Origin of the sequence: Streptomyces sp. NPDC058872 (genome assembly GCF_042743065.1) — a bacterium.
In the GTDB taxonomy this organism is placed as follows: Bacteria; Actinomycetota; Actinomycetes; order Streptomycetales; family Streptomycetaceae; genus Streptomyces.
In genome coordinates, this window is the sequence record NZ_JBHYMK010000002.1 from 81,495 (window position 1) to 104,786 (window position 23,292).

The 23,292-nt window shown below is 71.9% G+C and carries 20 protein-coding genes and 1 pseudogene; 10 read left to right on the forward strand and 11 right to left on the reverse strand.

From position 1 onward, the window contains the following. Positions 1 to 45 precede the first annotated feature (45 nt). From ACFW22_RS01690 to ACFW22_RS01700, 3 genes are all read right to left on the reverse strand, one after another. A complete protein-coding gene (locus tag ACFW22_RS01690) occupies positions 46 to 1,104 on the reverse strand; it encodes an ArsO family NAD(P)H-dependent flavin-containing monooxygenase (protein ID WP_386397285.1) in 1,059 nt (352 codons plus the stop codon). A gap of 75 nt (positions 1,105 to 1,179) precedes the next feature. Beyond that, entirely contained in the window at positions 1,180 to 2,265 is a 1,086-nt protein-coding gene (arsB, locus tag ACFW22_RS01695; RefSeq protein WP_386397288.1) for an ACR3 family arsenite efflux transporter, read from the reverse strand. Further along, positions 2,262 to 2,570 carry an ArsR/SmtB family transcription factor gene (locus tag ACFW22_RS01700; protein ID WP_384885428.1) on the reverse strand — a complete coding sequence of 103 codons (309 nt, stop codon included), beginning with the start codon at positions 2,568 to 2,570 and terminating at the stop codon, positions 2,262 to 2,264. Before ACFW22_RS01700 ends, arsB begins: the two co-directional genes overlap by 4 nt. Before the next feature lie 196 nt (positions 2,571 to 2,766). Here ACFW22_RS01700 and ACFW22_RS01705 point away from each other — a divergent pair, with 196 nt between their 5' ends. After that, positions 2,767 to 3,186 carry an arsenate reductase ArsC gene (locus ACFW22_RS01705; protein ID WP_386397290.1) on the forward strand — a complete coding sequence of 140 codons (420 nt, stop codon included), beginning with the start codon at positions 2,767 to 2,769 and terminating at the stop codon, positions 3,184 to 3,186. Between the two features lie 267 nt (positions 3,187 to 3,453). On the opposite strand, the gene ACFW22_RS01710 is transcribed toward ACFW22_RS01705, so the two are convergent. Next, on the reverse strand, positions 3,454 to 3,783 hold the full coding sequence (locus ACFW22_RS01710; RefSeq protein WP_386397292.1) for an ArsR/SmtB family transcription factor: 330 nt from the start codon (positions 3,781 to 3,783) through the stop codon (positions 3,454 to 3,456). 402 nt (positions 3,784 to 4,185) lie between these two features. On the opposite strand from ACFW22_RS01710, the gene ACFW22_RS01715 reads away from it, so the two are divergent. Both ACFW22_RS01715 and ACFW22_RS01720 read left to right on the forward strand, forming a co-directional pair. Next, a complete protein-coding gene (locus ACFW22_RS01715; RefSeq protein ID WP_386397295.1) occupies positions 4,186 to 5,289 on the forward strand; it encodes a permease in 1,104 nt (367 codons plus the stop codon). Between the two features lie 129 nt (positions 5,290 to 5,418). Then, positions 5,419 to 5,931 (forward strand): GNAT family N-acetyltransferase, encoded by a 513-nt coding sequence (locus tag ACFW22_RS01720; protein WP_386397298.1) that lies wholly within the window; start codon positions 5,419 to 5,421, stop codon positions 5,929 to 5,931. Positions 5,932 to 6,687: 756 nt separating this feature from the next. Here the strand turns inward: ACFW22_RS01720 and ACFW22_RS01725 are convergent. The 3 genes and pseudogenes from ACFW22_RS01725 to ACFW22_RS01735 form a co-directional block, all read right to left on the reverse strand. Then, positions 6,688 to 6,912 (reverse strand): annotated as a pseudogene (locus tag ACFW22_RS01725) (transposase); the annotation flags it as partial. Between the two features lie 143 nt (positions 6,913 to 7,055). Next, positions 7,056 to 8,234: an acyl-CoA dehydrogenase family protein gene (locus ACFW22_RS01730; protein WP_386397301.1), complete on the reverse strand. Its 1,179-nt coding sequence runs from the start codon at positions 8,232 to 8,234 to the stop codon at positions 7,056 to 7,058. 256 nt (positions 8,235 to 8,490) lie between these two features. Continuing rightward, on the reverse strand, positions 8,491 to 8,691 hold the full coding sequence (locus ACFW22_RS01735) for a hypothetical protein (RefSeq protein WP_384882263.1): 201 nt from the start codon (positions 8,689 to 8,691) through the stop codon (positions 8,491 to 8,493). 283 nt (positions 8,692 to 8,974) lie between these two features. Here ACFW22_RS01735 and ACFW22_RS01740 point away from each other — a divergent pair, with 283 nt between their 5' ends. Continuing rightward, the gene (locus ACFW22_RS01740) at positions 8,975 to 11,059 is read left to right on the forward strand and encodes a SpoIIE family protein phosphatase (RefSeq protein ID WP_386397304.1); all 2,085 of its coding nucleotides are present in this window, start codon (positions 8,975 to 8,977) and stop codon (positions 11,057 to 11,059) included. Between the two features lie 234 nt (positions 11,060 to 11,293). On the opposite strand, the gene ACFW22_RS01745 is transcribed toward ACFW22_RS01740, so the two are convergent. Next, entirely contained in the window at positions 11,294 to 12,691 is a 1,398-nt protein-coding gene (locus tag ACFW22_RS01745) for an NADP-dependent succinic semialdehyde dehydrogenase (protein WP_386397306.1), read from the reverse strand. A gap of 350 nt (positions 12,692 to 13,041) precedes the next feature. Here ACFW22_RS01745 and ACFW22_RS01750 point away from each other — a divergent pair, with 350 nt between their 5' ends. Then, positions 13,042 to 13,848, forward strand: coding sequence for a class II aldolase/adducin family protein (locus ACFW22_RS01750; RefSeq protein WP_386397309.1), 807 nt, complete (start codon positions 13,042 to 13,044; stop codon positions 13,846 to 13,848). Here ACFW22_RS01750 and ACFW22_RS01755 read toward each other — a convergent pair. Then, positions 13,812 to 14,474, reverse strand: a complete 663-nt coding sequence (locus ACFW22_RS01755; protein ID WP_386397312.1) for a TetR/AcrR family transcriptional regulator — start codon at positions 14,472 to 14,474, stop codon at positions 13,812 to 13,814. The genes ACFW22_RS01750 and ACFW22_RS01755 overlap by 37 nt on opposite strands. A 100-nt stretch (positions 14,475 to 14,574) precedes the next feature. Here ACFW22_RS01755 and ACFW22_RS01760 point away from each other — a divergent pair, with 100 nt between their 5' ends. From ACFW22_RS01760 to ACFW22_RS01770, 3 genes are all read left to right on the forward strand, one after another. Then, positions 14,575 to 17,160 carry an FHA domain-containing protein gene (locus ACFW22_RS01760; protein WP_386397315.1) on the forward strand — a complete coding sequence of 862 codons (2,586 nt, stop codon included), beginning with the start codon at positions 14,575 to 14,577 and terminating at the stop codon, positions 17,158 to 17,160. A 61-nt stretch (positions 17,161 to 17,221) separates the two neighbouring features. After that, the gene (locus ACFW22_RS01765) at positions 17,222 to 17,899 is read left to right on the forward strand and encodes a hypothetical protein (protein ID WP_386397318.1); all 678 of its coding nucleotides are present in this window, start codon (positions 17,222 to 17,224) and stop codon (positions 17,897 to 17,899) included. After that, positions 17,899 to 18,891, forward strand: coding sequence for a serine/threonine-protein kinase (locus ACFW22_RS01770; RefSeq protein WP_386397555.1), 993 nt, complete (start codon positions 17,899 to 17,901; stop codon positions 18,889 to 18,891). Before ACFW22_RS01765 ends, ACFW22_RS01770 begins: the two co-directional genes overlap by 1 nt. A gap of 240 nt (positions 18,892 to 19,131) precedes the next feature. Here ACFW22_RS01770 and ACFW22_RS01775 read toward each other — a convergent pair whose 3' ends face one another. Beyond that, positions 19,132 to 19,587, reverse strand: a complete 456-nt coding sequence (locus ACFW22_RS01775) for a MarR family transcriptional regulator (protein WP_386397320.1) — start codon at positions 19,585 to 19,587, stop codon at positions 19,132 to 19,134. Positions 19,588 to 19,852: 265 nt separating this feature from the next. Continuing rightward, positions 19,853 to 21,187 (reverse strand): streptophobe family protein, encoded by a 1,335-nt coding sequence (locus ACFW22_RS01780; protein ID WP_386397323.1) that lies wholly within the window; start codon positions 21,185 to 21,187, stop codon positions 19,853 to 19,855. Positions 21,188 to 21,314: 127 nt separating this feature from the next. On the opposite strand from ACFW22_RS01780, the gene ACFW22_RS01785 reads away from it, so the two are divergent. Next, a complete protein-coding gene (locus ACFW22_RS01785) occupies positions 21,315 to 22,703 on the forward strand; it encodes a DUF6777 domain-containing protein (RefSeq protein WP_386397326.1) in 1,389 nt (462 codons plus the stop codon). Positions 22,704 to 22,778: 75 nt separating this feature from the next. Further along, positions 22,779 to 23,282: an FBP domain-containing protein gene (locus ACFW22_RS01790; RefSeq protein WP_386397328.1), complete on the forward strand. Its 504-nt coding sequence runs from the start codon at positions 22,779 to 22,781 to the stop codon at positions 23,280 to 23,282. Positions 23,283 to 23,292 lie beyond the last annotated feature (10 nt).

The following is a 23,292-nucleotide window of genomic DNA, read 5'->3' on the forward strand; positions in this document are numbered from 1 at the left end:
CCCGCCCCGCGACCCCCGAACTCCTCGCCCGGGGGCGTCAACGCCTCACCACAACAGGGCCGCGATGCTCCGGGCGGCTTCCCGGGCAGGACGGCCGACACCCACCAGGGTGGCCGAGGCGGGCCCCGTCCAATCGCCGTAGCCGAGCAGGTGGAGCCGGGGCTCCCCGAGGGCTTCCGTACCCCGGGTGGAGACGTGTCCACGGGGGCCCCGGAGGCCGAGCGGGGCGAGGTGGGCGAGGGCGGGGCGGAAACCGGTGCACCAGATGATCGCGTCAGCGTCGACCGTCGTTCCGTCAGCCCACTCGGCCCCGGTGCGCGTCAGGTGCGTGAACATCGGTTGCGCCTTGAGCAGCCCGGCGTCACGGGCTTCCCGCACCGGCGGCACCGCGACGATGTCGCCGAGCGAGGCCACTCCCCCGGTATCGGCGCGGCCCTCGTCGAGGGCACGGCGGCGGGCGGTGGCGCGGTCGAAGAGGACACGGCCGTCGACGTCATCGGCCAGGAACCGCGCGGGTCGCCGGGTGACCCAGGTGAGCTCGGTGCCGTGCACCAGATCGGCGGCGATCTGCGCTCCCGAGTTCCCGCCTCCGACGACGAGGACCCGCATTCCGTCGAACTCGCCGGGAGCGCGGTAGCCGGCGGTGTGGAGCTGGCGCCCCTGGAAGGCCTCGCTCCCCGGGACGGACGGGAGGAACGGCCGCGACCACGTTCCGGTGGCGCTGACGACGGCGCGGGCGCGCCAGGTCCCCCGATCGGTCTCGACGCGGAGCCGCTCGCCGTCGCGGCGGACCGCCTCCACCCGGACGGGCCGGTGGACGGGGAGCTCATAGCGCCGTTCGTAGTCGGTGAGGTACTCGACGACGTGGGGGGCGTCCGGGTAGACGGCTCCTTGCTGTGACGGCATGAGGCGGCCGGGCAGCGAGGAGTGCGCAGCCGGCGAGAAGAGGCGGAGCGAGTCCCAGGCGTGCCGCCAGGCACCGCCCGGGACGGGTGCGGCATCCAGGACGACGAGGTCGAGGACTCCGAGACGACGCAGGTGGTAGGCGGCTGCCAGTCCCGCTTGACCGCCCCCGACCACGACGACGTCACAGGTCCCGTCCATCTCCCCGACTTCCCTTCGTACGACTGCGCCCCGCTCCCTCGGAGGAGCGAGGCGCAGCGTAGCGGCTCGGCGGGGCTACTGTCCGACGGGGGCGAACTTCCTGCGCCACGCCAGTGACACGTACACGAGCGCGACCAGGACGGGAACCTCGATGAGGGGGCCGACCACGCCGGAGAGGGCCTGGCCGCTGGCGACGCCGAAGGTCGCGATGGCGACGGCGATGGCGAGCTCGAAGTTGTTTCCGGCGGCCGTGAAGGCGAGCGTTGCGGTGCGGTCGTAGGGAAGGCCGATCGCCTTGCCGAGGGCGAAGGTGCCGAACCACATGACCGCGAAGTAGACCAGGAGCGGCAGTGCGATCCTCATGACGTCAAGCGGCTGTGACGTGATGGTCTTCCCCTGGAGGGCGAAGAGGATCACGATCGTGAAGAGCAGCCCGTAGAGCGCCCACGGGCCGATCCTCGGCAGGAACCTCGCCTCGTACGACTCCCGCCCCATCCGCTTCTCGCCGATCCGGCGGGTGAGGAAGCCGGCGACCAGGGGGACGCCCAGGAACACGAGGACGTTCAAGGCGATCTTCCCCACCGAGATGTCGAGCGCCTCCCCTTCGCCGAGTCCCAACCATCCGGGCAACAGTTCGAGGTAGAACCACCCCAGGACGCCGAAGGCGATGACCTGGAAGGCCGAGTTGAGGGCGACGAGCACGGCGGCCGCCTCGCGGTCGCCACAGGCCAGGTCGTTCCAGATGATCACCATGGCGATGCAGCGCGCCAGGCCCACGATGATCAGGCCGGTTCGGTATTCGGGCAGGTCCGGCAGGAATGCCCAGGCGAGGGCGAACATGACCGCCGGGCCGAGGATCCAGTTGATGACGAGCGACGAGACCATGAGCTTCCGGTCGCCGGTGACGGCGTCGAGCCGGTCGTACCTGACCTTGGCCAGCACCGGATACATCATCACCAGCAGACCGACGGCGATGGGGAGGGAGATGCCGCCGATCTCGACCGCTGCCAGCACGTCGTTCAGCCCGGGGACCAGACGGCCCAGGCCGAGCCCGAGCCCCATGGCGATCAGGATCCAGACGGCGAGGAAGCGGTCCAGCGTCGACAGCTTCCCGACGACCGAGGAATCCGCCGGCGGGGCGGGCACTTGGGTGGATGTCACGGACAGGCTCTCTTGTTCTCTGCGGCGGTACGGGCGGACTCCGCCAGGTCGGCGAAGCGACCGGCGAGGGCGGCGATGACGTCGGGCTTCAAGCGGTAGTACGTGAAGCGGCCACAGGGCTCGGTGTCCACGACGCCCGCTTCGCGCAGCACGCGCAGATGGTTGGAGAGGTTGGTCTGCTTGGCACCCGTCTCCTCGACGAGGTGCGTGGTGCAGAGGGTTTCGCGGGCGAGCAGGGTCACGATCTGCAACCTGAGGGGGTCAGCCAGAACCCGGATCAGGTCAGCGTCGACTGACGTCATCATGGACTGATACTCTCACATCACTTCGTACTGATACCAGCCGGAGCTGATCCTTCGGAAGGCCCGAGACGCGCCCCTTCCCCCGGGCGCACCGCCGTACCCCACCCTCGGGCCCGGCTCGCCACGAAGGCCGACCGCACCACCACCCGACCGGACGCCACCACCGCTTCCCTCCCACCCCCGTCTGAAGGAAGAACCGATGACCACCGCCCCGCTCGCCTCCGTGCTCTTCGTCTGCATCCACAATGCAGGCCGGTCCCAGATGGCCGCAGGGTTCCTGAACCACCTGGCGGGCGACCGCATCGAGGTCCGTTCCGCGGGTTCGCTCCCGGGCGACCGGGTCAACCCGGCAGCGGTCGAGGCGATGCAGGAGGTCGGCATCGACATTTCGACCCAGAAGCCGAAGGTGCTGACCACCGAGGCCGTCCAATCCTCGGACTACGTCATCACCATGGGCTGCGGCGACGCCTGCCCGGTCTTCCCCGGCAAGAAGTACCTCGACTGGCCCCTGGAGGACCCGGCCGGCCAGGGCATCGAAGCCGTACGTCCGATCCGCGACGGGATCAAGACCCTGATCGAGGGCCTGATCGCCGAGGTCGACGCACGCCAGGAGGCATGACCCCCGACCGGAGGGACGGGATCAGGGCCCTGCTCGGCACCCCGACGCAGCACGGGTCACGAGGCGCGCCGTCACGGGAGCAGCGCCGTCCGACCACAACTCTCCGCCCACGCGAAACCGTTGACCGGGATCGGATCCCGCCCTCACCGCGCACGGACGCCACCGCGGACGCGAACGGACAGCGCGGCGGTCAACGACGGGTGGACGGCGGGCAGGGGCGGGCGCACCGGACGCGCACGGGGTCGACTCGGCCCCGGGAGCCGTTCCTCACACCGAGGCCGCAGGGCGACCCATGACGGCGTCGGCAGCACTGGGGAAGCACGCCACGCAGGCGACGTTGACGGAGTAGAGCATCGAGGTCCCCCGACGCTCGCGCAGGACGAACCGCACGTCGGCGAGCAGCTTCAGGTGGTGGGACACCGTCGACTGCCCGACGCCCATCCGGTCCACGATCCCTCCGACGCTCATCGGCTCGGTCGCCAGCGCGAGGAGGTTGAGGATCTGCACGCGGGTGGGATCGGAGAGGGCCTTGAACCAGGTCGCGTAGGACTCGGCCGTGGTCCGGTCGATCAGTTGGGCATTCATCACACCACTCATGATTCATCGATGGTATTCGATGAATATCCGCGACGGCAAGGTTCGTTCCGTGCAAGGAGGGGTCCAAGGACCCGCACGGACCCCATCGACACCTCGTGCGCGCGCGAAACCGCCAGCACGAGTGGCTGCACGTACGCGAAGCAGAGTGCATTCGCGTCGCCACGACGGGGGAGAACAGACCTCGCCTCCGGGCGCCGCCACCAAAGACGTGGGGACAGGTCCCTTCGATGCGGAGAGCCCCGATCCGCATTGCCTCCATTCCCTTTAATCGTCTATCGTCTATCGTCGATGTTCGATAGAGCAGGATGCCATTCAAGCCTCCCCGCACGGCTCGCCACGTCTCCCGTTCGTCACTTCACGGCGCCGCTCCCCCCTGTGTCACCGTCTCAGAGAGGCTCACCCGTGGACGAATTGCGGGCCCTTGGCCTGTTCACCCTGTTCGAGGTGCTGCACTACCTCCCGTGGTTCCTGCTCGCCGTCGTCCTGGGGATCGCCGTACAGCGTCTGTCGACCGATGTGGTCGCGCGCCGCAGCTTCGCCCACGGGCGCAGGGGCGTTCTCGGCATCGCCATCGTCACGGCCGTCGGAGCGTTCAGTCCCTTCTGCTCCTTCACCGTGATCCCGCTGGTCCGCCGCTTCCTGATGGCCGGTGTCCCGCTCTCGGCGGTGATGTCGTTCTGGATCGCCTCCCCGTCCATGGACCCGGAGATCTACGCGCTCTCCGCCGCCCAACTCGGTTTCCCCGTCGCCACCGCCCGCCTCATCGGTGCCCTGGTGCTGAGCTTCGGTGCGGGCCTCATCGTCCTGGCGCTGGAACGGCGTGGCCGGTTCGCCGATCCGCTGCTCGGCTCCACCGGGGAGAAGGCACCTGCGAAGAGTCGTTCGCAGGAGGCGGTGACCGTGTCCGAGCCCGTCTGCTCGACCGCGAGGGCGACCGTGCCCGAGACCGCGGCCGTCGGGGGCGGTGGCGCCGCGGGGGGTCGTGGTGGTTCCCCCCAGGAGGCCGAGACCACGACCGGTGGCTGCTCCGCCGCAGCGCGGAACGACACGGACGACGACGCCCCGTGGCGCGTACTCGTGCAGCGCGACATCAAAGGCCTCCACGCCGGCGAGATCATCAAGGAGATCGCCAGCGACTCGCTGGTCCTGGGCAAGTGGCTGCTCCTGGCCATCGTCCTGGAGGCCCTGATCGTCCGCTACGTACCCACCGGTGTCGTCTCGGGCATCCTCGGTACGGACGGCGTCCTCTCCGTCCTGGTCGCCGGGCTCCTCGGCGTCCCGCTCTACCTCAACGGCGTCGGCGCCGTCCCGGTCGTCGAGGGCCTCCTGGAGCAGGGCATGGTCACGGCCGCCGGCGTCACCTTCCTCCTGGGCGGTGCCCTCACGACGATCCCGGCCATGGTGGCCGTCAAGAGCGTCGTCAAGACGAAGGTCTTCGCCTTCTACCTCGGCGTGGGGCTCCTCGGCAGCGTGGGCATCGGCCTCGCCACGCTGCCCCTGCTGTGACCCCGTGCTCTTCCCCGCCCCCACCCACGCCCCTGCGCCGGCGCCCTATGCCACCGGAACGTCGCCGCACCCGCCGACGAACACCGTGCGCACCCCGCCTGCGGGAACGCACCGAGACAAGGAACGCACATGAGCACACCCCCGCGCCCGGACGTCACCCTGGTCCCGATGACCGACGACCACGCGCCGGCCGTCATGGCGATCTACCAGCAGGGCATCGACGAGGGGAACGCCACGTTCGAGACCACCGCACCGCCGTGGAGCGCGTTCGACGCCGCAAAGCTGACCGCGCACCGGTTCGTGGCGCTGGGTCAGCGGGAGCGGGTGGTCGGCTGGACAGCGGTGTCGCGCGTCTCGGCCCGATCCGCGTACGCGGGGGTCGTCGAGCATTCCGTCTACGTCTGTCCCACGGCGCGCGGAGCCGGCGTGGGACGAACGCTTCTGGAGGCGCTGATCGCCTCCACCGAGGAGGCGGGGATCTGGACGATCCAGGCGGGCATCTTCCCCGAGAACGCGGCGAGCCTGTCCCTGCACGAGTCCGCGGGGTTCCGCGTGCTGGGCCGGCGGGAGCGCGTGGCCCGCCACCACGGCGTCTGGCGCGACGTCCTGCTCGTGGAGCGCCGCAGCCCCGTGGTCGAATGACGGATGCCGGTCACCGGGGTGACCGGCATCCGTGGAGCTTCGCCTTGGTCGTGGACGCCCTTCAGCACGTACCGGACCGCGTGTTCGCGTTCGATGGGTTCGGGCCGCCGGGCATCCGCTCCACCGGCGGATCCTGCTGGGCGAAGAAGAACAAGGTGGAACTGTGCTTCACCTCGACCAACACCTCCTGGGCCAACCCGCTCGAAGCCCGCTTCGGGCCGCTGCGACAGTGCACCTCGCCCACTCGAACCACCCCCCACCACACCGTCCGGGCCCGTGCATTGCACCGGCACCTGCGATCGCGGGCAGGAGATCCTTGTGGTGGTGTAGCTGATCACTCGGTGGCGCCGGGCAGGTGCCGGGTGCGGATCTTCGAGGCGTCCTCACGGAAGGTGCGGTCGCGGACGTGGCGGAGTTGGTTCTCGATCTTCCAGTGGCCGCGGATCCAGGAGGCGAGTTCCGCGCCGGTGGCTGCGCCGGGCGGCAGGCTGGTGACCAGGTAGATCCCGCTCGATCGCCAGCTTGCCGGAGCCCGGGTCCCGCCTCCAGCGGACGACTTGAAGGGCTTGGCGGGCGTGGGGGTAGTCGAGGTGCGCGAACGTGGCGGTCTTCAGGCGGCGGATCTCGTAGCGGTGATGGGCCCGGCTGCGCTCGACATGGTCCAGACGGATGTCGCGCCAGGGCAGGCGGCGGACGGTTCGTACAGCGTGGGGTGGTTCTTCTTGACGACGGCGAGGTAGTGGGCGCCGCGTTCGTGCAGGTAGGAGGCGTGACCGTGCCGAGTGTGGAGGGCAGCAGGATCTTCCCCTGATCGTGCACCGCCCTCGGGCGTCGCCACGGCGTCAGCGCCGCCGATGTCGCCTGGTCCAGCCCGGCCTTGCGGACCGTCTCGACCAGCAGCACGCCGCCAGCCTGTGACACCACTTTGCGACCGCCACCCTCGACGCGGACGCGTGGATAGGACCCGATACGCTTCCTCACCTGCGAAGTGCCTCCGACGGCGGCAGGAACAAGGACCTCGACAATCCTTGTTCTTGCTGGTCAGAGGCACTTTTCGCTTACCTGATCACCCAACGAACAGCCCGATTCATGAAAGGGCGAGGCTAAAAGGCCTCGTCACAGCCTCAGCGACGGACGCGGGGCATGCCGAGACCGATCCAGGAGATGATCTCGCGCTGGATCTCGTTGTTGCCGCCGCCGAAGGTGAAGATGACGGCCGAGCGGTAGCCGCGTTCCAGTTCGCCGTGGAGGACGGCGCCTGCCGATCCCTCCTTGAGGGCTCCTGCCGCGCAGACGACCTCCATGAGGGCGGCGTAGGCGTCGCGGCGGGCCTCGGAGCCGTAGACCTTGACGGCCGAGGCGTCCTGCGGAGTGAGGGTGCCCTGTTGGACGGCGCTCACCATCTGCCAGTTGAGGAGCTTCATCGCGTCCAGGCGGGCGTGGGTGCGGGCGAGGGTGCGGCGCACCCAGGCGAGGTCGATGACGCGGCGGCCGTCGGCGAGCGGGGTGTCCGCCGCCCAGCGCTGGACGTCGTGGAGCGCGCGGATCGCCATGGTGCCGTGGGCGGCGAGGGTGACGCGCTCGTGGTTGAGCTGGTTGGTGATGAGCCGCCAACCCCCGTTCTCCTCGCCGACGCGGTGGGAGACCGGGACGCGGACGTCGTCGTAGTAGCTCGCGGTGGTGTCGTGCGAGGCGAGGGTGTTGATGATCGTGCAGGAGTAGCCGGGGTCACTCGTCGGCACGAGGAGCATGGTGATGCCCTTGTGCGGCGGGGCGTCCGGGTCGGTGCGGACGGCGAGCCAGACCCAGTCGGCGGTGTCGCCGTTCGTCGTCCAGATCTTCTGGCCGTTGACGACGTACTCCTCGCCCTCCCGCACCGCGCGGGTCTTCAGGGCCGCCAGATCGGTGCCGGCGTCGGGTTCGCTGTAGCCGATGGCGAAGTCGATCTCACCGGAGAGGATGCGGGGCAGGAAGTGGTCCTTCTGCTCGTCGCTGCCGTACCGCATGATCGTCGGGCCCACGGTGTTGAGCGCCATCAGGGGCAGCGGCACGCCGGCCTGCGCCGCTTCGTCGAAGAAGATGAACTGTTCCACCGGGGTGAGTCCGCGCCCCCCGTACTCGGTGGGCCACCCCACTCCGAGCCAGCCGTCCGTGCCGAGCCGCCGCACGGTCTCGCGGTAGAAGCGCTTCTGGGCCGCCGGGTCCGCGTAACGTCCGTGGGCGTCGTCCGGGGCCAGCCCGGCGAAGTACGCCCGGAGTTCGGCGCGCAGACCGTTCTGCGCGGGCGTGTACTCGAGGTGCATGGCGGCCTCCCGTGGCGGCTTCCTGCGGCGTCCGGCGGGGTGCTGTGCAGGGGTGCGACGCGCGACGGCGGCCACGGTAGAACGTGTTGCACAAATGTGGAAGCCCCGGTGCCGCCCGAAGACGCCCGTGGCCCCGGTTCGGAACGTCCGAGCCCGGGGCCGGCGAAGGGGCCCTGCCTGTTCGCGGGGTCCAGGCCGTGTGGTGAAAAAGCCCCTCCCGCCCGCGGGGCGGACGGAGCCGCTTTCGGTGCGCCTCCTAGGGCAAGAGCTCGTCCATGGAAGCGCGCCCCTTCTCCGCCATGCGGCGTTCCGCCCAGGCCAGGCTCTTCGGATTGACGTCACGGCCGGAGGCCAGGACCAGGTCCTCCGCCGTGAACTCGCCCTCCGAGCCGGCGTGCAGCAACCGGTCGGGCGTCGGGTACTCCCCCGGGGACGTCTTGTCGGGCTCAGCGTTCATGCCGCCTCCTACGTGTTCGTCCGGCACTCGCCATTCTCGTGTCCGGCTCCCCGGAGCGCATCCGGGGCCGTCGGACCGGTTCCCCGACGGTGCCGGGTCGACCGGGCGGCACCGCGCGTCCTCAGCACCGCGGCGGACGCACGCACGCACCCGAGCGGGTGACCGCGTCCGGCACGCCGGTGGTGCGGCTCCGGAGCCTTCCGGGGGATTCGCCGCGGCGAGCTCCCGCCACACCGCGTCGGCGCCATGGCGTCAGGGGGGTGCCGGTTCGACAATGGGGAGGATGACCGATGATGACCGGCGTGCGCGCGGTGCCGAGATCGGGCCCGCCGAGTGGCTCGCCATGAACCGGACCGGCAGCTTCGACTGGGATCTCGACACGGGCACCATCGATGTGGACGAGTCCGGGCTGCTGATCTTCGGCGTGCCCCCGGACGCCCACGACGGGCGGCCCGTGTCCCTCATCGCCCGTTTGGACCCCGCCGAGCGCAGCAAGCTGGAAGGCGTCGTCCGGCAGGCCGTCACCAGCGGCGCGGCCTCCTACACGGCGCACTTCCCCATCCCGCAGGACGACGGGCAGCCCCATTGGACCCATGTGCAGGCACGGATCCTGCGCTCCCCCGACGGACGGGCCCGGCGGATCGTCGGCATCGTGCGGGACACGACCGCCGAGGTCGCGCACTTCGCCTTCGTACGGGAGCTGGAGAAGCGGCGCGCGCTGCAGACGAGCATCGTCGAGCGGACGACCAACGCGCTGTCGCGGGCGGTGACCGTGGACGACGTGACGGCCGCCCTGACCGGCCCGGGCGGACTCGCCAGGCTGGGCGCGGACGGTCTGGCGCTCGGACTCGTCGAGAACGGCTCGCTCAACCTGATCGCGCTCAGCGGTGACTCCCTCGACGCCCTGAACGACTTCCGCAGCCGCCGCCTCGACCGGAGGCTGCCGCTCGCCGAGGCAGTGCTGAGCGGGCGGCCCCGCTTCGTGTCCTCGTTCCCGTCGCTCGGGCGGGACTTTCCCGAGCTCAGCCCCTATCTGACGCGGCTCGACTTCCGGGCCGCGTGCTACCTGCCCCTGGTGGCCCAGGCGCGTTCGCTGGGGGGCATGGCCCTCTTCTACCGCGGCCGCACCTCGTTCAACGCCGACGAACGGAACCTCGCCCTCGGTCTCGCGGCCATCGTCGCCCAGTCGCTCCAGCGGGCGATCCTCTTCGACGAGGAACGGGAGCTGGCGACCGGGCTCCAGGAGACGATGCTGCCGCGCCGCATCCCGCAGTTCGCCGGGGGGCAGATCGCCGTCCGCTACCACGCCGCCTGGAGCGGACGGCAGGTCGGCGGCGACTGGTACGACGTGATCGCACTGCCCCGCGGGCGGGTCGGGATCGTCGTCGGCGACGTCCAGGGCCACGACACCCACGCCGCCGCCATCATGGGCCAGCTGCGGATCGCACTGCGCGCGTACGCCGGCGAGGGGCACGCCCCGTCGACCGTGCTCGCCCGGGCCTCGCGCTTCCTCGCCGAGTTGGACACCAACAGGTTCGCCACCTGTACGTATGCACAGGTGGACTTGATGAGCGGCACCCTGCGCGCCGTGCGGGCCGGGCACCTCGGCCCGCTGATCCGGCACACCGACGGCCGGGTCGGGCAACCCAAACTGCGCGGCGGGCTGCCACTGGGCCTGGCGACCGTGTTCGGGGACGAGGAGTTCCCGGAGACGCGGCTCGACCTCGTCCCCGGCGAGACGCTGGTGCTCTGCACGGACGGCCTCGTCGAACAGCCGGGCTCGGACATCGAGTCCGGCCTCGCCGCCCTGTCGGGTGCCATCAGCAGCGGGCCGCCGCAGGCGGAGGCGCTCGCCGACCACCTCTCCGAACGGCTGTGGGAGCGGTGGGGCTCGGGCGACGACGTGGCCCTGCTGGTGCTGCGGCGCAGCCCCGATCCCGGTACTCCCCGGGCGCCGCGCATCCACCAGTACATCCACCAGGCCGACCCGCAGGGCCTCTCGGACGCGCGCGTGGCCGTCGGGCAGGCGCTCCGCGACTGGGGCATGTCGGAGTTCGCCGACGACGCCGAACTGCTCACGGGCGAAATGCTGGTGAACGTGCTGCTGCACACCGAGGGCGGTGCGGTGTTGACCCTGGAGGTGCTGCCCGAGCCGGTGCGTCGAGTGCGCCTCTCGGTGCAGGATCGTTCCAGCGCTTGGCCCCGCCGGCGTACCCCCGGCGAGGCAGCCACTTCGGGGCGGGGGTTGCTGCTGCTCGACGCGCTGGCCTCCCGCTGGGGGGTCGAGCCGCGGGGCGAGGGCAAGGCGGTCTGGTGCGAGATCGGGCCGGCGGCGACGACGGCCACCCCCGTCGCCGGCGGTGGGTGAAGAGCGCTCCGCGGCCCCGGCCGGGGCTCCGGACCGGTTCGCTCCGCGCAGGGGCGCTCCTGGCGGCACCTTCACCGGGCACACGCCCTTGTGGGGCTCGGAACCACGGGCCCCGTCCTGGGGACCGTCCGGACGACAGGGGAAGCCCTGGGGGCCTGAGGGACCTCGCCTCCAGAGGGGCCAGAGGGGCCAGGGGGGAAGGCCCCGGGCTTACGCGGAGGGGCGCAGGAGCCGTCAGGCGCGCTGCCAGATGGTGGTCGCGTTGCAGAACTCGCGGATGCCGTGACCGGAGAGCTCCCGACCGTATCCGGAGCGCTTGATCCCGCCGAAGGGGAGCGCCGGGTGCGAGGCCGTCATTCCGTTGACGAAGACGCCGCCGGCCTCCAGGTCGCGGACGAAGAACGCGAGGTCCTCCGGGGAACGCGTCCAGACGTTGGAGCTGAGGCCGAAGGGCGAGTCGTTGGCGACGGCGACGGCCTCCTCGATGTCGCTGACCGGATAGACCGTGGCGACCGGGCCAAAGGCCTCCTCGTGGTGGATCCGCATCCCGGGGGTGATGCCGGTGAGCACGGTGGGCCGGTAGTACCAGCCGTTTCGGAGCTCGGGCTCCTCGGGGCGGTGGCCACCGCACAGGACGGTGGCACCGCGCTCCATGGCGTCGTCGACGAGCTCCTCCAGGTCGGCGCGCCCCTGTTCGGTGGCGAGCGGGCCGACGTCGGTGGCCCCGTCGAGGGGGTCTCCGACGGTGAGGGCGTTCATGGCGGCGGTGAAGCGTTCCGAGAAGTCGTCGTAGACGTCGTGGTGGACGATGAAGCGCTTGGCCGCGATGCACGACTGCCCGTTGTTCTGCACGCGCGCGGTGACGGCCGTCTTCACGGCCCCGACGATGTCGGCGGAGGGCATGACGATGAACGGGTCGCTGCCGCCGAGTTCCAGGACGGTCTTCTTCACCTCGTCGCCCGCGACGGCGGCGACGGCCCGGCCCGCCGGTTCGCTGCCGGTGAGGGTCGCGGCCACCACGCGGGGGTCCCTGAGGACGCCCTCCACCTCACGGGCCCTGATGAGGAGGGCTTGGAAGCAGCCCTCGGGGAAACCCGCCCGGCGGAAGAGGTCGCCCAGGTAGAGCGCGGTCCTCGGCACGTTGGAGGCGTGCTTGAGCAGTCCGGTGTTGCCGGCCATGAGGGCGGGGGCGGCGAAGCGGATCACCTGCCAGAGCGGGAAGTTCCAGGGCATGACCGCGAGGATCGGGCCGAGGGGGCGGTAGTGGACCCGGGCCACGTCGGCGCCGGAGTCCTGTACGTCGCTCTCGGCCGGATGCTCGTCGGCGAGCAACTGCTCGGCGTGCTCGGCGTACCAGCGCATGGCCTTCGCGCATTTGGCGGCCTCGGCCCGGGAGGCGGAGATCGGCTTGCCCATCTCCGTGGTCATGGTGCGCGCGATGTCCTCGGCGTCCTCGTCGAGGAGGGTCGCGGCAGCACGCATCAGCCGGGCTCGTTCGGCGAAGGAGGTGGTGCGGTACTGGCGGTACGCCTCGTGTGCGGCAGCGACGCGCCGCTCGACCTCCTCGGGCCCGTGGGCCTCATAGGTCCGCAACGTCTCGCCGGTCGCGGGGTTCACGGTGGCGATGCCCATGACGCGTCTCCTCCTGCCAACGGCCCCCGTCTGCAACCTCCCGCGAGCCGGGCGTCCGCGCAACAGGGGCGGGGCGGTGGGGTGACCCGACGGAGCCGGCGGGCGGCCGGGGCGGGCGGCCCGGCGACCGCGCCGGGGCGGGTCGGTCCCCGAGCCGGCCCGGGGGCGCCGGCCGCGGGCGCGGAAGACCGGACGGCGGTACGCCTCGGCGCCGCACCCCGAGCGCGGCCGACTTCGCCGGTCCGGCCTCCGCGCCCCTCGGGATCCGTTGTCGCATCCGATACATGAATGTATCTTTTGGCGGACCTCCGCCCCCGTGCACCGCGCACCCGCTCACCGAGGAGCCGCCCATGAGCACCGTGCCGCCCGCCCTCGCCGCCGCCGTCGGACCGTTGCCCGAAGGGGCCGTCCTGCCGCTGCCCCCTGCCTTCGAGTCCGTCGAGGAGGAACGCCGCTACCGCAAGGAGCAACTCGCCGCAGGGTTCAGGATCTTCGGGAGGCTCGGATTCTCCGAGGGGGTCGCCGGCCACATCACCGTCCGCGACCCGGGCGATCCCCACGCCTTCTGGGTCAACCCGTTCGGAATGAGCTTCCACCTGATCAAGGCCTCGGACCTGATCCTGGTGGACCACGAGGGAACCGTCCTCGAAGGACGCCGTCCCGTGAACCGGGCCGCGTTCGTCATCCACTCGCAGGTCCATGCCGCCCGCCCCGACGCGGTCGCCGCCGCACACGCGCACTCGCTGCACGGCAAGGCCTTCTCCAGCCTCGGCATCCCGCTCGCCCCCCTCACCCAGGACGCCTGCGCGTTCTTCGAGGACCACGGGATCTACGACGACTACCGGGGCGTGGTGAACGAGACCGAGGAGGGCCAGCGGGTCGCCAAGGCGCTCGGCGACCACAAGGCCGTCATCCTCAAGAACCACGGGCTGCTCACCGTGGGACGCTCCGTCGCCGAGGCCGTCTGGTGGTTCGTCACCATGGAGCGCTCCTGCCAGGCGCAGCTCCTCGCCATGGCGGCGGGCACCCCCCACGCCATCGACCGCGAGACGGCCCTCGTCACCCGCGGACAGATCGGTGGGCACCTGGCCGGCTGGTTCCAGGCACGCCCGCTGTGGGATCAGATCACCGCGTCCGACCCCGACCTCTTCGACTGACCCTCGGGACCGCGCCCGGGAAGTTCACGCGTCGACGCCTCCAGGAGCGGGGCGAGGAACTGCCGCTCCAGGGTGCCGGGCGGCAGTTCGGTCGGCTCCACGTAGCTCTGCGCGAGGCCCCCTTCGCGCAGGGCGATGAGGAGCCGGGCGAACCGGTCGGCGTCCACGGTCAGTTCCCGTCCAGCCCGGCGCAGGACCAGCGTGAGGCCGCGGGCGATCTCGGCCCGCAGCCGCTCGTCGTGGCGTGCGAGCACCCAGGCGGCCTGCGGGTCCCGAATGGCGTGCAGGGTGAACTCGGTGGTGACGAGGTACCAGTCCCGCTCGTCCGGCTCGACGCGGGCGGCGAGTTCCGCGAGCCGGGGCAGGGTGTACTCGTCGGCGCCCAGCGCGTCGATCGCATCGGCGAGGCGGCGCACGGTCCGCTCGCTGTGCTCGTCGAAGAGGGCGAGGAAGAGCTCTTCCTTGCTGGCGAAGTTCGAGTAGTAGGCACCACGCGTATAACCGGCGCGCTCGCAGACCTGCTCGATGGTGGTCGCGTGGAAACCGTGCTCGGCGAAGGTCTCCAGGGCGGCCTTCAGGAGCGCCGCACGGGTGCGGGGCCGTCGCCTGGTGACACCTTTCGGCACCGGTGCTTCCTCCTCGGTCGGGCCGCTCGCGCGGCGGACGCCCACCTTACCGGCGTCCCCTTCCCGGGCGGCGACCAGCGCCGGCGGATAAAATTCACGCATGGCAGAGCGGCCCGTCGTGCCCGCTGCGCCCGGTCTGATCCTTGAGATCGACGGGGACGCAAGGCTCATCAGCCCGAGCCGGGTCTATCGCATCGGGCGCGACCCCACCAGCGACGTCGTGCTCGCGGACGCCCGGGCGTCCTGGCACCACGCGGTGCTCCGCGCCGTCGGTGACCAGTGGACCCTGGCGGACGAGGGCAGCACGAACGGCACGTACGCGGACGGGCTGCGGTTGACCCGGCCCCGGGAAGTGGGTCCCGGGACGGTCGTGCGCTTCGGGCACCCCGACGAGGGCCCCCGTGCGGTGTTCTCGACGGCCGGCCCGGCACGGCAGCCGCAGCCCCTGCCGGAGGAGGCACCGGAGGCCCCTCCCCCGATGTCCCCCTCGCTCCCTCCGGAGTCCGCACCAGGAGGTCGGCCCCCGTCCGAGGCCGCGTCCCCGCCCGAAGGTCCCGCTCGGCCCGAAGCAGCGCCGGCCTCCCCGCCCGGATTCCCTTCCGTGCCCGAAGCAGCGCCGGCCTCCCCGTCCGAGCCCGTGCTCCGGCCCGAGGCCCCCCGGCGCGGGACGCCCCGGCCGTCCTCCGTCTCCCATCCCGCCGCCACCGGCACCTTCCGGCAGCCGACCTCCGTACGGCCGCTGCCCGCGCACAGCATCCGGATCGGGCGGGCTCCCGACAACGACGTGGTCGTGTCCGACCTCATCGTCTCCCGACGGCACGCCGAGCTGCGCGCACACCCCGACGGCACCTACTGGATCCACGACCTGGGCAGCCACAACGGCACCTTCCTCAACGGCCGCCCCGTCGTCGACGCCCGGGTGACGGCGGAGGACATCGTCGGCATCGGTCGGTGTGCGTTCTGCCTGATCGGTGGAGAACTCGTCGAATTCACCGACACCGGCGAGGTGTCCCTCGACGTGCAGTCGCTCGCGGTGACGGTCGACCACGGCCGCAAGACCCTGTTGGACGAGGTGTCGTTCCCGGTGGGGCAGAAGTGCCTGCTCGCGGTCGTGGGCCCGTCCGGTGCCGGGAAGTCGACGCTCCTGGGCGCGCTCACCGGTCAGCGCCCGGCCGACCGGGGCACGGTCCTCTACGACGGGCGCGACCTCTACCGCGACTACGCCGAGCTGCGCCAGCGCATCGGGCTCGTCCCCCAGGACGACATCCTGCACCTGCAACTCACCGTCCGCCGTGCCCTCGGGTACGCCGCCGAGCTGCGCTTCCCCGAGGACACCGTGCCGGCCGAACGGCGGGCCAGGGTGGACGAGGTGATCCGTGAGCTGGGGCTCGTGGAACGCGCCGAGCAGCCGGTCCACAGCCTCTCCGGCGGTCAGCGCAAACGGGTGAGCGTCGCCCTCGAACTGCTCACCAAGCCCTCCTTGCTCTTCCTCGACGAGCCGACTTCCGGGCTCGACCCGGGCATGGACCGGTCGGTGATGCACATGCTGCGCGGGCTCGCGGACGACGGACGCACCGTCGTCGTGGTCACCCACAGCGTGCTGAGCCTCGACGTGTGCGACCGGCTCCTCGTGCTCGCGCCGGGCGGCCGGGTCGCCTACTACGGACCGCCCGCCGACACCCTCGGCTTCTTCGGGTTCGACCAGTGGCCCGAGGCCTTCGAAGCCTTCGAGACCGACCGGGACCGCGACTGGGCCGGGCAGTACCGGGACTCCCGCTTCCACCGCCGCTACGTCGAGGACGCGACGTCGCGGCCGGACGTCCCGGTGCCCGTCGACAGCGGGGGCCGGGCACCGGCGCCGCCGCAGAAGGCACAGAGCTGGGGCTCCCAGTTGCGGACGCTCGTGCGGCGGTACGCGGCGGCGCTCTCGGCCGACCGGACGTTCCTGGCCATCATGATCGCATTGCCGTTCGTGATGGGGGCGATGGCCCGGGCCCTGTCCGAAGGGAGCCTCAACCCCGAGTCGACCCTGAACGTCCTGCTCATCCTCTGTGTCGGCGGGGTCCTCACGGGTGCGGCGAACGCCGTGCGGGAACTGGTCAAGGAGCGCACGATCTACCGGCGCGAGAGAGCCGTCGGCCTGTCCCGCTCGGCCTACCTCGCCTCCAAGGTGGTGGTGCTCGGCCTCATCACGGTCGTCCAGGCGGTGGTCCTGACCCTGGTGGCGCTGATCGGAGTGCCGCTGAACGTGCCCGACGGCAAGGGCGTCCTGATGCCTCCGCTGCTGGAGATCACCCTCGCGGTCGCGCTCCTGTCCTTCACCGCGATGATGTTGGGCCTGCTCGTCTCCGCGCTGGTGAGCAAGGAGGAAGTGACGATGCCGCTGCTCGTCCTCCTCGCGATCGTGCAGGTGGTGTTCTGCGGAGCGCTGCTCACCGTGCGCGGCACGCCCGTCCTGGAACAGTTGGCCTGGCTGGTGCCCTCGCGGTGGGCGTTCGCGGCGATGGGCGCGACGATCGACATCGGGACGACCGCGCCGAGCGAGAAGACGGCCGACCCGCTGATGGAGCACACGGCGGGGGCCTGGCTGATCGACATGGGCGTCCTGGTGGTGCTCTGTCTCGTCCTGGGCCTGATCGTGGCCCGGCTGCTGCGCCGCCACGAACCCGTCGTCATGCGGAGGTAGTGCGTGGAGGCTTTCCCGACGGAGGTGCAGGGGTGACCGTTCCCGAGGCGGAGGTGCACGCGTGAACGTTCCCGTACCGGAGTACCTGCCGGACTTCCGGCCCACCCATGTGGTGCCGCGTGCCGGGCTCGCCGCCTGGGAGGGGCCCGACCCGGGGCGTCCGACCACTCCCCTCGACGCCTTCCTTCCGGTGCGGCTCACGGAGCGGACCGGCGACTGGGGGCGGGTGCTGTGCTCGAACGGCTGGACGGCGTGGGTCGACGCGCGGCTCCTCGTGAGCGTGCCGGACGATCCCCCGGCCGCCGGCAGCCCCCTCGCCAGGACCGCCGACCCCCGCCCGCTGATCGCCCGTGCCGAGGACGCACTCGGCCGTTACCGCCGGGCGGCGGAGGAGTTGGGTGCGGGACGGCTCGACGGCGAGGCCTTCCGGTCGCGGACCCGCGGGCTGCGGGTCGGCATGGTCGTGGACGGCGAGTCGGTCTGGCTGTACGACGCGGAACACGAGCGCTGGGTGTACTGCGACGGTGCCGGGCTCCATGTGTACGCGGCCTCGACACCGCCCTCCGCCGCTGCGCCCTCGCCCGGGACCGTACGCGTGACGCGGCCCGAGGAGGAACCCGCCGAGGCGCCGGCCGGGTACCGGCCGACCCAGGTGGTGCCACAGGCGGACCCGTCGGTGGCGGCCGGGCCGCCGCCGACCCAGGTCGTACGACCGCCCGGAACGGAGGGTGAGGCGTGATGGCGGCCGACGGGGCGCACGAGGACGCGGACATCCCCGCGGGTCGCCCCTCGGGGTTGTTGGGGCGTGAGATCGCGGGCTACCGCGTGGAGAGCGAGATCGGACGCGGCGGCATGGCGGTCGTGTACCGGGCCCGGGACCTGCGCCTCGACCGGACGGTGGCGCTGAAGCTGTTGGCCCCCGAACTCGCCCGCAACGACACCTTCCGCAAGCGGTTCGCACACGAGTCGCGGGTCGCCGCCTCGATCGACCATCCGCACATCGTGCCGGTCTTCGAGGCGGGCGAGACGGAGGGCGTGCTGTACATCGCCATGCGGTACGTGGCGGGGCAGGACCTGGTGGCCCTGCTCGAACGGGAAGGACCGCTGCCGCCGGCGAAAACGGTCCGGATCGCGGCACAGGTGGCCTCGGCCCTGGACGCCGCGCACGCGCACGACCTGGTGCACCGGGACGTGAAGCCGGGCAACATCCTGGTGGCCGAGGGCACGGACGGGGAGCACCCGGAGCACGTCTATCTGACGGACTTCGGGCTGACGAAGAAGTCCCTGTCGCTGACGGGCTTCACGACGGTGGGCGAGTTCGTCGGGACGCTGGACTACGTGGCGCCCGAGCAGATCTCGGGCAAGCCGGTCGACGGCCGGTGCGATGTGTACGGCCTGGCGTGCGTGGTGTTCGAGATGCTGGTGGGGGCGCCGCCGTTCCGCCGCGAGACGGACTGGGCGGTGCTGTGGGCGCAACAGTACGACCCTCCGCCACCGCTGTCGGAGGTACGCCCGGGGCTCCCGGAGGCGGCGGACTCGGTGTTCGCCAAGGCCCTGTCGAAGACGCCGGAGGAACGGTACGGGACGTGCCTGGAGTTCGTCTCCGGGCTGCGTGCCGCGCTGACCGGCGCGGGCGAGGTCGGGCAGGTGGTCCCCCAGGAGCCTCGCCAGCCCGGCGCCCCGCCCGAGCCGCCGGCATGGGCCCGGCCGGTCTTCCGCGAGCTCGGTTAGGACGTGCAGTCGGTGGTGGTCGTCGGGTGGGCCGGGTGGGTCCCGAGGCGGGTCGTCGGGGCCCACGGGTGGAGGCCGGTGGGGTGGCCGTCGAGGTCTTGGTGCCCCCACGGACGTTCAGGCCGCCGGAGCTCAGTCCGGGGGCGTTGGACGCGGCTGTGCCTCTCCGCCGCCCCGCAATGCCCCGCACCACAACGACAGCCGCCGCCGGCCGGCTGGGAGCACGATCGACCGCAGGTCCTAAGGAAGGTCCCCGCTGCCTCCGAGGTTGACGATCATCCGGCGGAGCACGTTCAGGGTGGTGACGTAGTCGGCGGTCTCCACTCCGTCGTGGATCTGCTCGTGGACCTTGAGGACGCGTGCCCTTGCGCGCTGTCGCCCCTCTTCGCCGGCTTCGGTGAGGGTGAGGCGACCCCCCGGCTCCGCCATCCAGCCGCGGGAGGCGAGGTCGGCGTGGACGGCCCCGAAGTCGGTCTCCTGGCGGTCGAAGGGGGCGAGCTTGTCGGTGAGGGAGGCGCGGGTCCACTGCTCGGGGGCACCGGCGACGTGGTTGAGGATCCACCAGTGCGGTTGTGTGAGCCGCTCCTCGGCGAGGGCGGCACGGATGCTGCCGAGGACGATCTCGTTGGCGGCCCCGCTCCAGTAACCGATGGGCTGGGCGGCTAGCCGGTCCTGTGAGTACTCCGTGATGGTCATGCCGGGACCCTAAAACCTCAAGCAGAGTTGAGGTCAACGGTCGGCATCCGCCCTGCCGTCAACGGCGACGGCTGACCGGGCGCCTCGACGGTCCCCCGTGGAACGGAGCCGGGACGGAGTTCGCGCGCCGGGTCCGAAGTTGCGGCGCGACACGCTCGTCATCGGCCGGCGGCCACGGCACCGACGTCGGACCGCGACGCCGCGCCAGCCCCCCCGGCAGAAGGGCTCGGGCAGGATTCCGACGGCGGACCACCGGCACAGGACGTCACTGCTGTGGCCCGGACTCCTCGACCTCGCCCGTGCGGCGGACCCGGGACGCGAGCAGCGCACCGAGGAAGCCGAAGAACAGGCCCCAGAGGAGTGCGAATCCGGCGGTCCTCCAGACGTGCGGGCGCAGCAACACCTGACCGCCCAGCGCGTCGAGGTCGCCGATGCCGAGGATCGAGAGGCCGAAGCGGGCCTCGACCAGGGTGACGGGCGCCGCGACCAACATGGTGAGCGCGAAGGCGATGCCCAGGTGCAGGGCGTGCTGCCAGGGGGACGTCCGGGCCGGGGAGCGGACGGCCGCCACGAAGGCGGCGGCGAGCACCAGGAGGGCGGCGGCGGGCAACAGCCACCAGGCGCGGGCGTCCTGTGCGGCGAGCGAGGACAGGTCGACGGTCGAGAGGTCCGGGGTGTCGCCCCCACCGCGCAGGACGGCGTCGAGGACCTGGGGCATGGGAAGGCCGAAGGGACCGTCCGCGCTGCCCTCCCAGGAGCCGCCGATGCCCACGCCGAGCGCGAGCCAGGTGATGTTGGGGAGGCCGAGGAGGAGGACGGCGAAGGTGTCCGCCGGGTGGCCCTTGGTCGCCGCGACGACGATGCCGATGACCAGGCCCACGAGGACGTACGCGAGGAGCAGGAAGAGCATCGCGAAGGCCGCGGGCCGGACGGGTCCCTGGTAGCGGACGAGCCGGGACGGCAGGGGGGTCCTGCGGGAGACGAGGAGGGCGAGGGCGAGGACCCCCAGGATCCAGAGGAGCCCGTAGAAGAGGGTGGGGCCGAGGTCGGTGCGGAAGCCGACGGTGGGATCGGCGGCGTCGAGGAGACTGCCGAAGAGATCCATCAGGGTCCCTTCGGTGGTGTTGCCCCCGAGGGTGAGGGGGAAGTCGTGGCGGGCGAGGGCAGAGAGGCCGGCGAGGGCGGCCAGCCAGAGGACGACGACGCTCACGGCGCGGAGGAGGAGTTCGCGGGCCGGGGCCACCGCGTGGTGGCGCAGGGGGCGCAGGAAGCAGTAGCCGGTGACCAGTGCACCCATCAGGGTGACGGTGAGGGGCATGGCGGTCAGTTCTGCCTGGGTGCCGGCGAGGGCTCCGGCGTCGCCGGAGAGTTCGACCTTGCCCCCCGAGGCCATGACGACGACCGCGGCGAGGACGGCGGCGAAGCCGCCCGGCAGGTCGGCGGCGCCCGCGGCCCAGAGGCCGAGCCCGGCGAAGACGCCCATCGCGACGTACCCGGCGGCCACGGCGGCCAGGGCCTGGAGGAGGACGCGGGCGTGGTGACCGGTCGGGGGCGCGGCGGTCCGCGCTGGGTTGGGGAGCCCACTGCTCACCCTGCCCACGCTAGTACCGGTGGCGGGCGTCCGCTTGCGGGCGGAGGGCGTGCGCTTGCGGGCGGAGCGCCTTCCGCTTGCGTGCGGGTACCGTTCCGCGCACACAATGGGCGCGGAACGGAAGAAAGGGAAAAAAGTGACTTCCCACCCGCCGTCCGGCCCCCCGTCGGTACCTCCCTCAGGTCCTCCCTCGGGCCCCCTCTCCGGCCCGAACACCCGCCCCGGCAGCGCCGGCCCTCCGTCGCCGCCCGAGCCGCCCCACGGCGGTTCGGGCGGCGGCTCCGGCGGCGGCGGTTCGTCCGGTGGCGGCGGATCCGGCGGGGACGGCGGATCCGGACCGGGCGGCGGCAAGGGCGGCGGCCCCTGGTGGCGCTCGGTCCCGAAGGTCGCCTCGGTCACCGCCGTGCTGGTGGCGGCTGCGGCACTCGCCGTCGTCCTCACCAACCGCCCGGGAGACAAGGGCGACACGGCGGGCGCGGGCGGCGGCGAGGTCTTCCTCCAGAACGCCTCCGCCACCGGCCCCGACCCGTTCACCCGGTCGACGGCACAGAACGACACCGGTTCCGCCTCGCCGGCCTCGCTGCCGCCCCGCACCTCCTCGGCCGTGCCCGAGATGTCGGGGTCGACCCCGGGCCTCTACGGCGGGACGCAGTCGGTGGCCAGTTGCGACGTGGAACAGCAGGTGCGTTACCTCTCCGACGAACCCACGAAGAACGCGGCCTTCGCCTCGGTCGTCGGCATCGACCCGAACGAGGTGCCCGCCTACCTCCGCTCCCTGACCCCGCTCCAGCTCCGCGTCGACACCAGGGTGACGAACCACGGCTTCCGGGACGGCGCGGCCACCACCTACCAGTCGGTGCTCCAGGCCGGAACGGCCGTCATGGTCGACGACCGCGGGGTGCCCCGGGTGCGCTGCGCCTGCGGCAATCCCCTGACCACCCCGGTGGCGCAGAAGGCTCCGCGCACCACCGGCACGCCGTGGCAGGGGTACGACTCGCAGCAGGTGGTCGTGGTGGCCCCCTCGGTGACGGTCGTGAACGTGTTCGTGGTGTACGACCCCCAGGACGGCGACTGGTTCGCGCGGAAGCACGGGGACACCGGCAAGCAGGACAAGCCGACCACTCCGCCCCCGCCGCCCACGGTCTCCCCCTCCTCTCCGTCCGCGTCCACGTCGTCCCCGTCGACGTCTCCGTCGTCACCGGTGCCCTGCGTCACGGTGACGGGTACGGAAACCCCGACGCCGAGCAACGGCGTCACCCCGTCGCCGTGCCCCTCGACGCGCTCCCCCTCCGCTTCGACGTCTCCATCGGCCCCTCCGTCGACCTCACCGTCCGACACCCCCGGCCCCACGGACACCTCGCCGTCGACCGGGTCGTCGAGCCCCGCATCGGGGCCCGCGTCGAACGGTCCGGCGAGTTCCCCGGGGCAGACCTCGAAGCAGCCCGCGGGGCAGACGACCAACCAGTCCGCGGCCGTCTCCCCGGCCGCCCCGGTCTCACCGCTGTCACCACCGCCCCCGTCCTGAGCCGCTGAGGGACCTCCGGCCGGCACCCCTTTTATTGGGGTGCCCGTCCCCGGAGGTCCCTGTACGGTCCACCGAGTGGAACCACTGACCGACAGACAGATCCGCGCGTCCTTCGTGAACTGCACCAAGGGCGAAGCGTCGCGTCTCAAGCTCCCCCTGGACTTCGCCGGACTGCCCTGGGACGACCTGGACTTCCTCGGCTGGGTGGACCCGGGTGCGCCGCTGCGCGCGCACCTGGTGGTGCCGCGCGCGGACGGACCGCTCGGCGTGACCCTGCGGGTCCCGGCGACCGGTCGGACCAGCGCCGTGAAGTCGAGCCTGTGCCAGGTCTGCCTGACCGGACACGCGTCCTCCGGCGTCACGCTCCTGGTGGCGCCCCTGGCCGGCAGCCGTGGTCGCGAGGGGAACACGGTCGGCATCTACCTCTGCGCCGACCTCGCCTGTTCCCTCTACGTCCGGGGCAGGCGACAGCCGAAGTTGCGCGCCGGACGCCACGAGGAGTCCCTCACCCTCGACGAGCGGGTCGCCCGCCTGACGGGCAACCTGGACGCCTTCGTGGGACGGGTGACGGCGGGCTGAGGCACCCGGT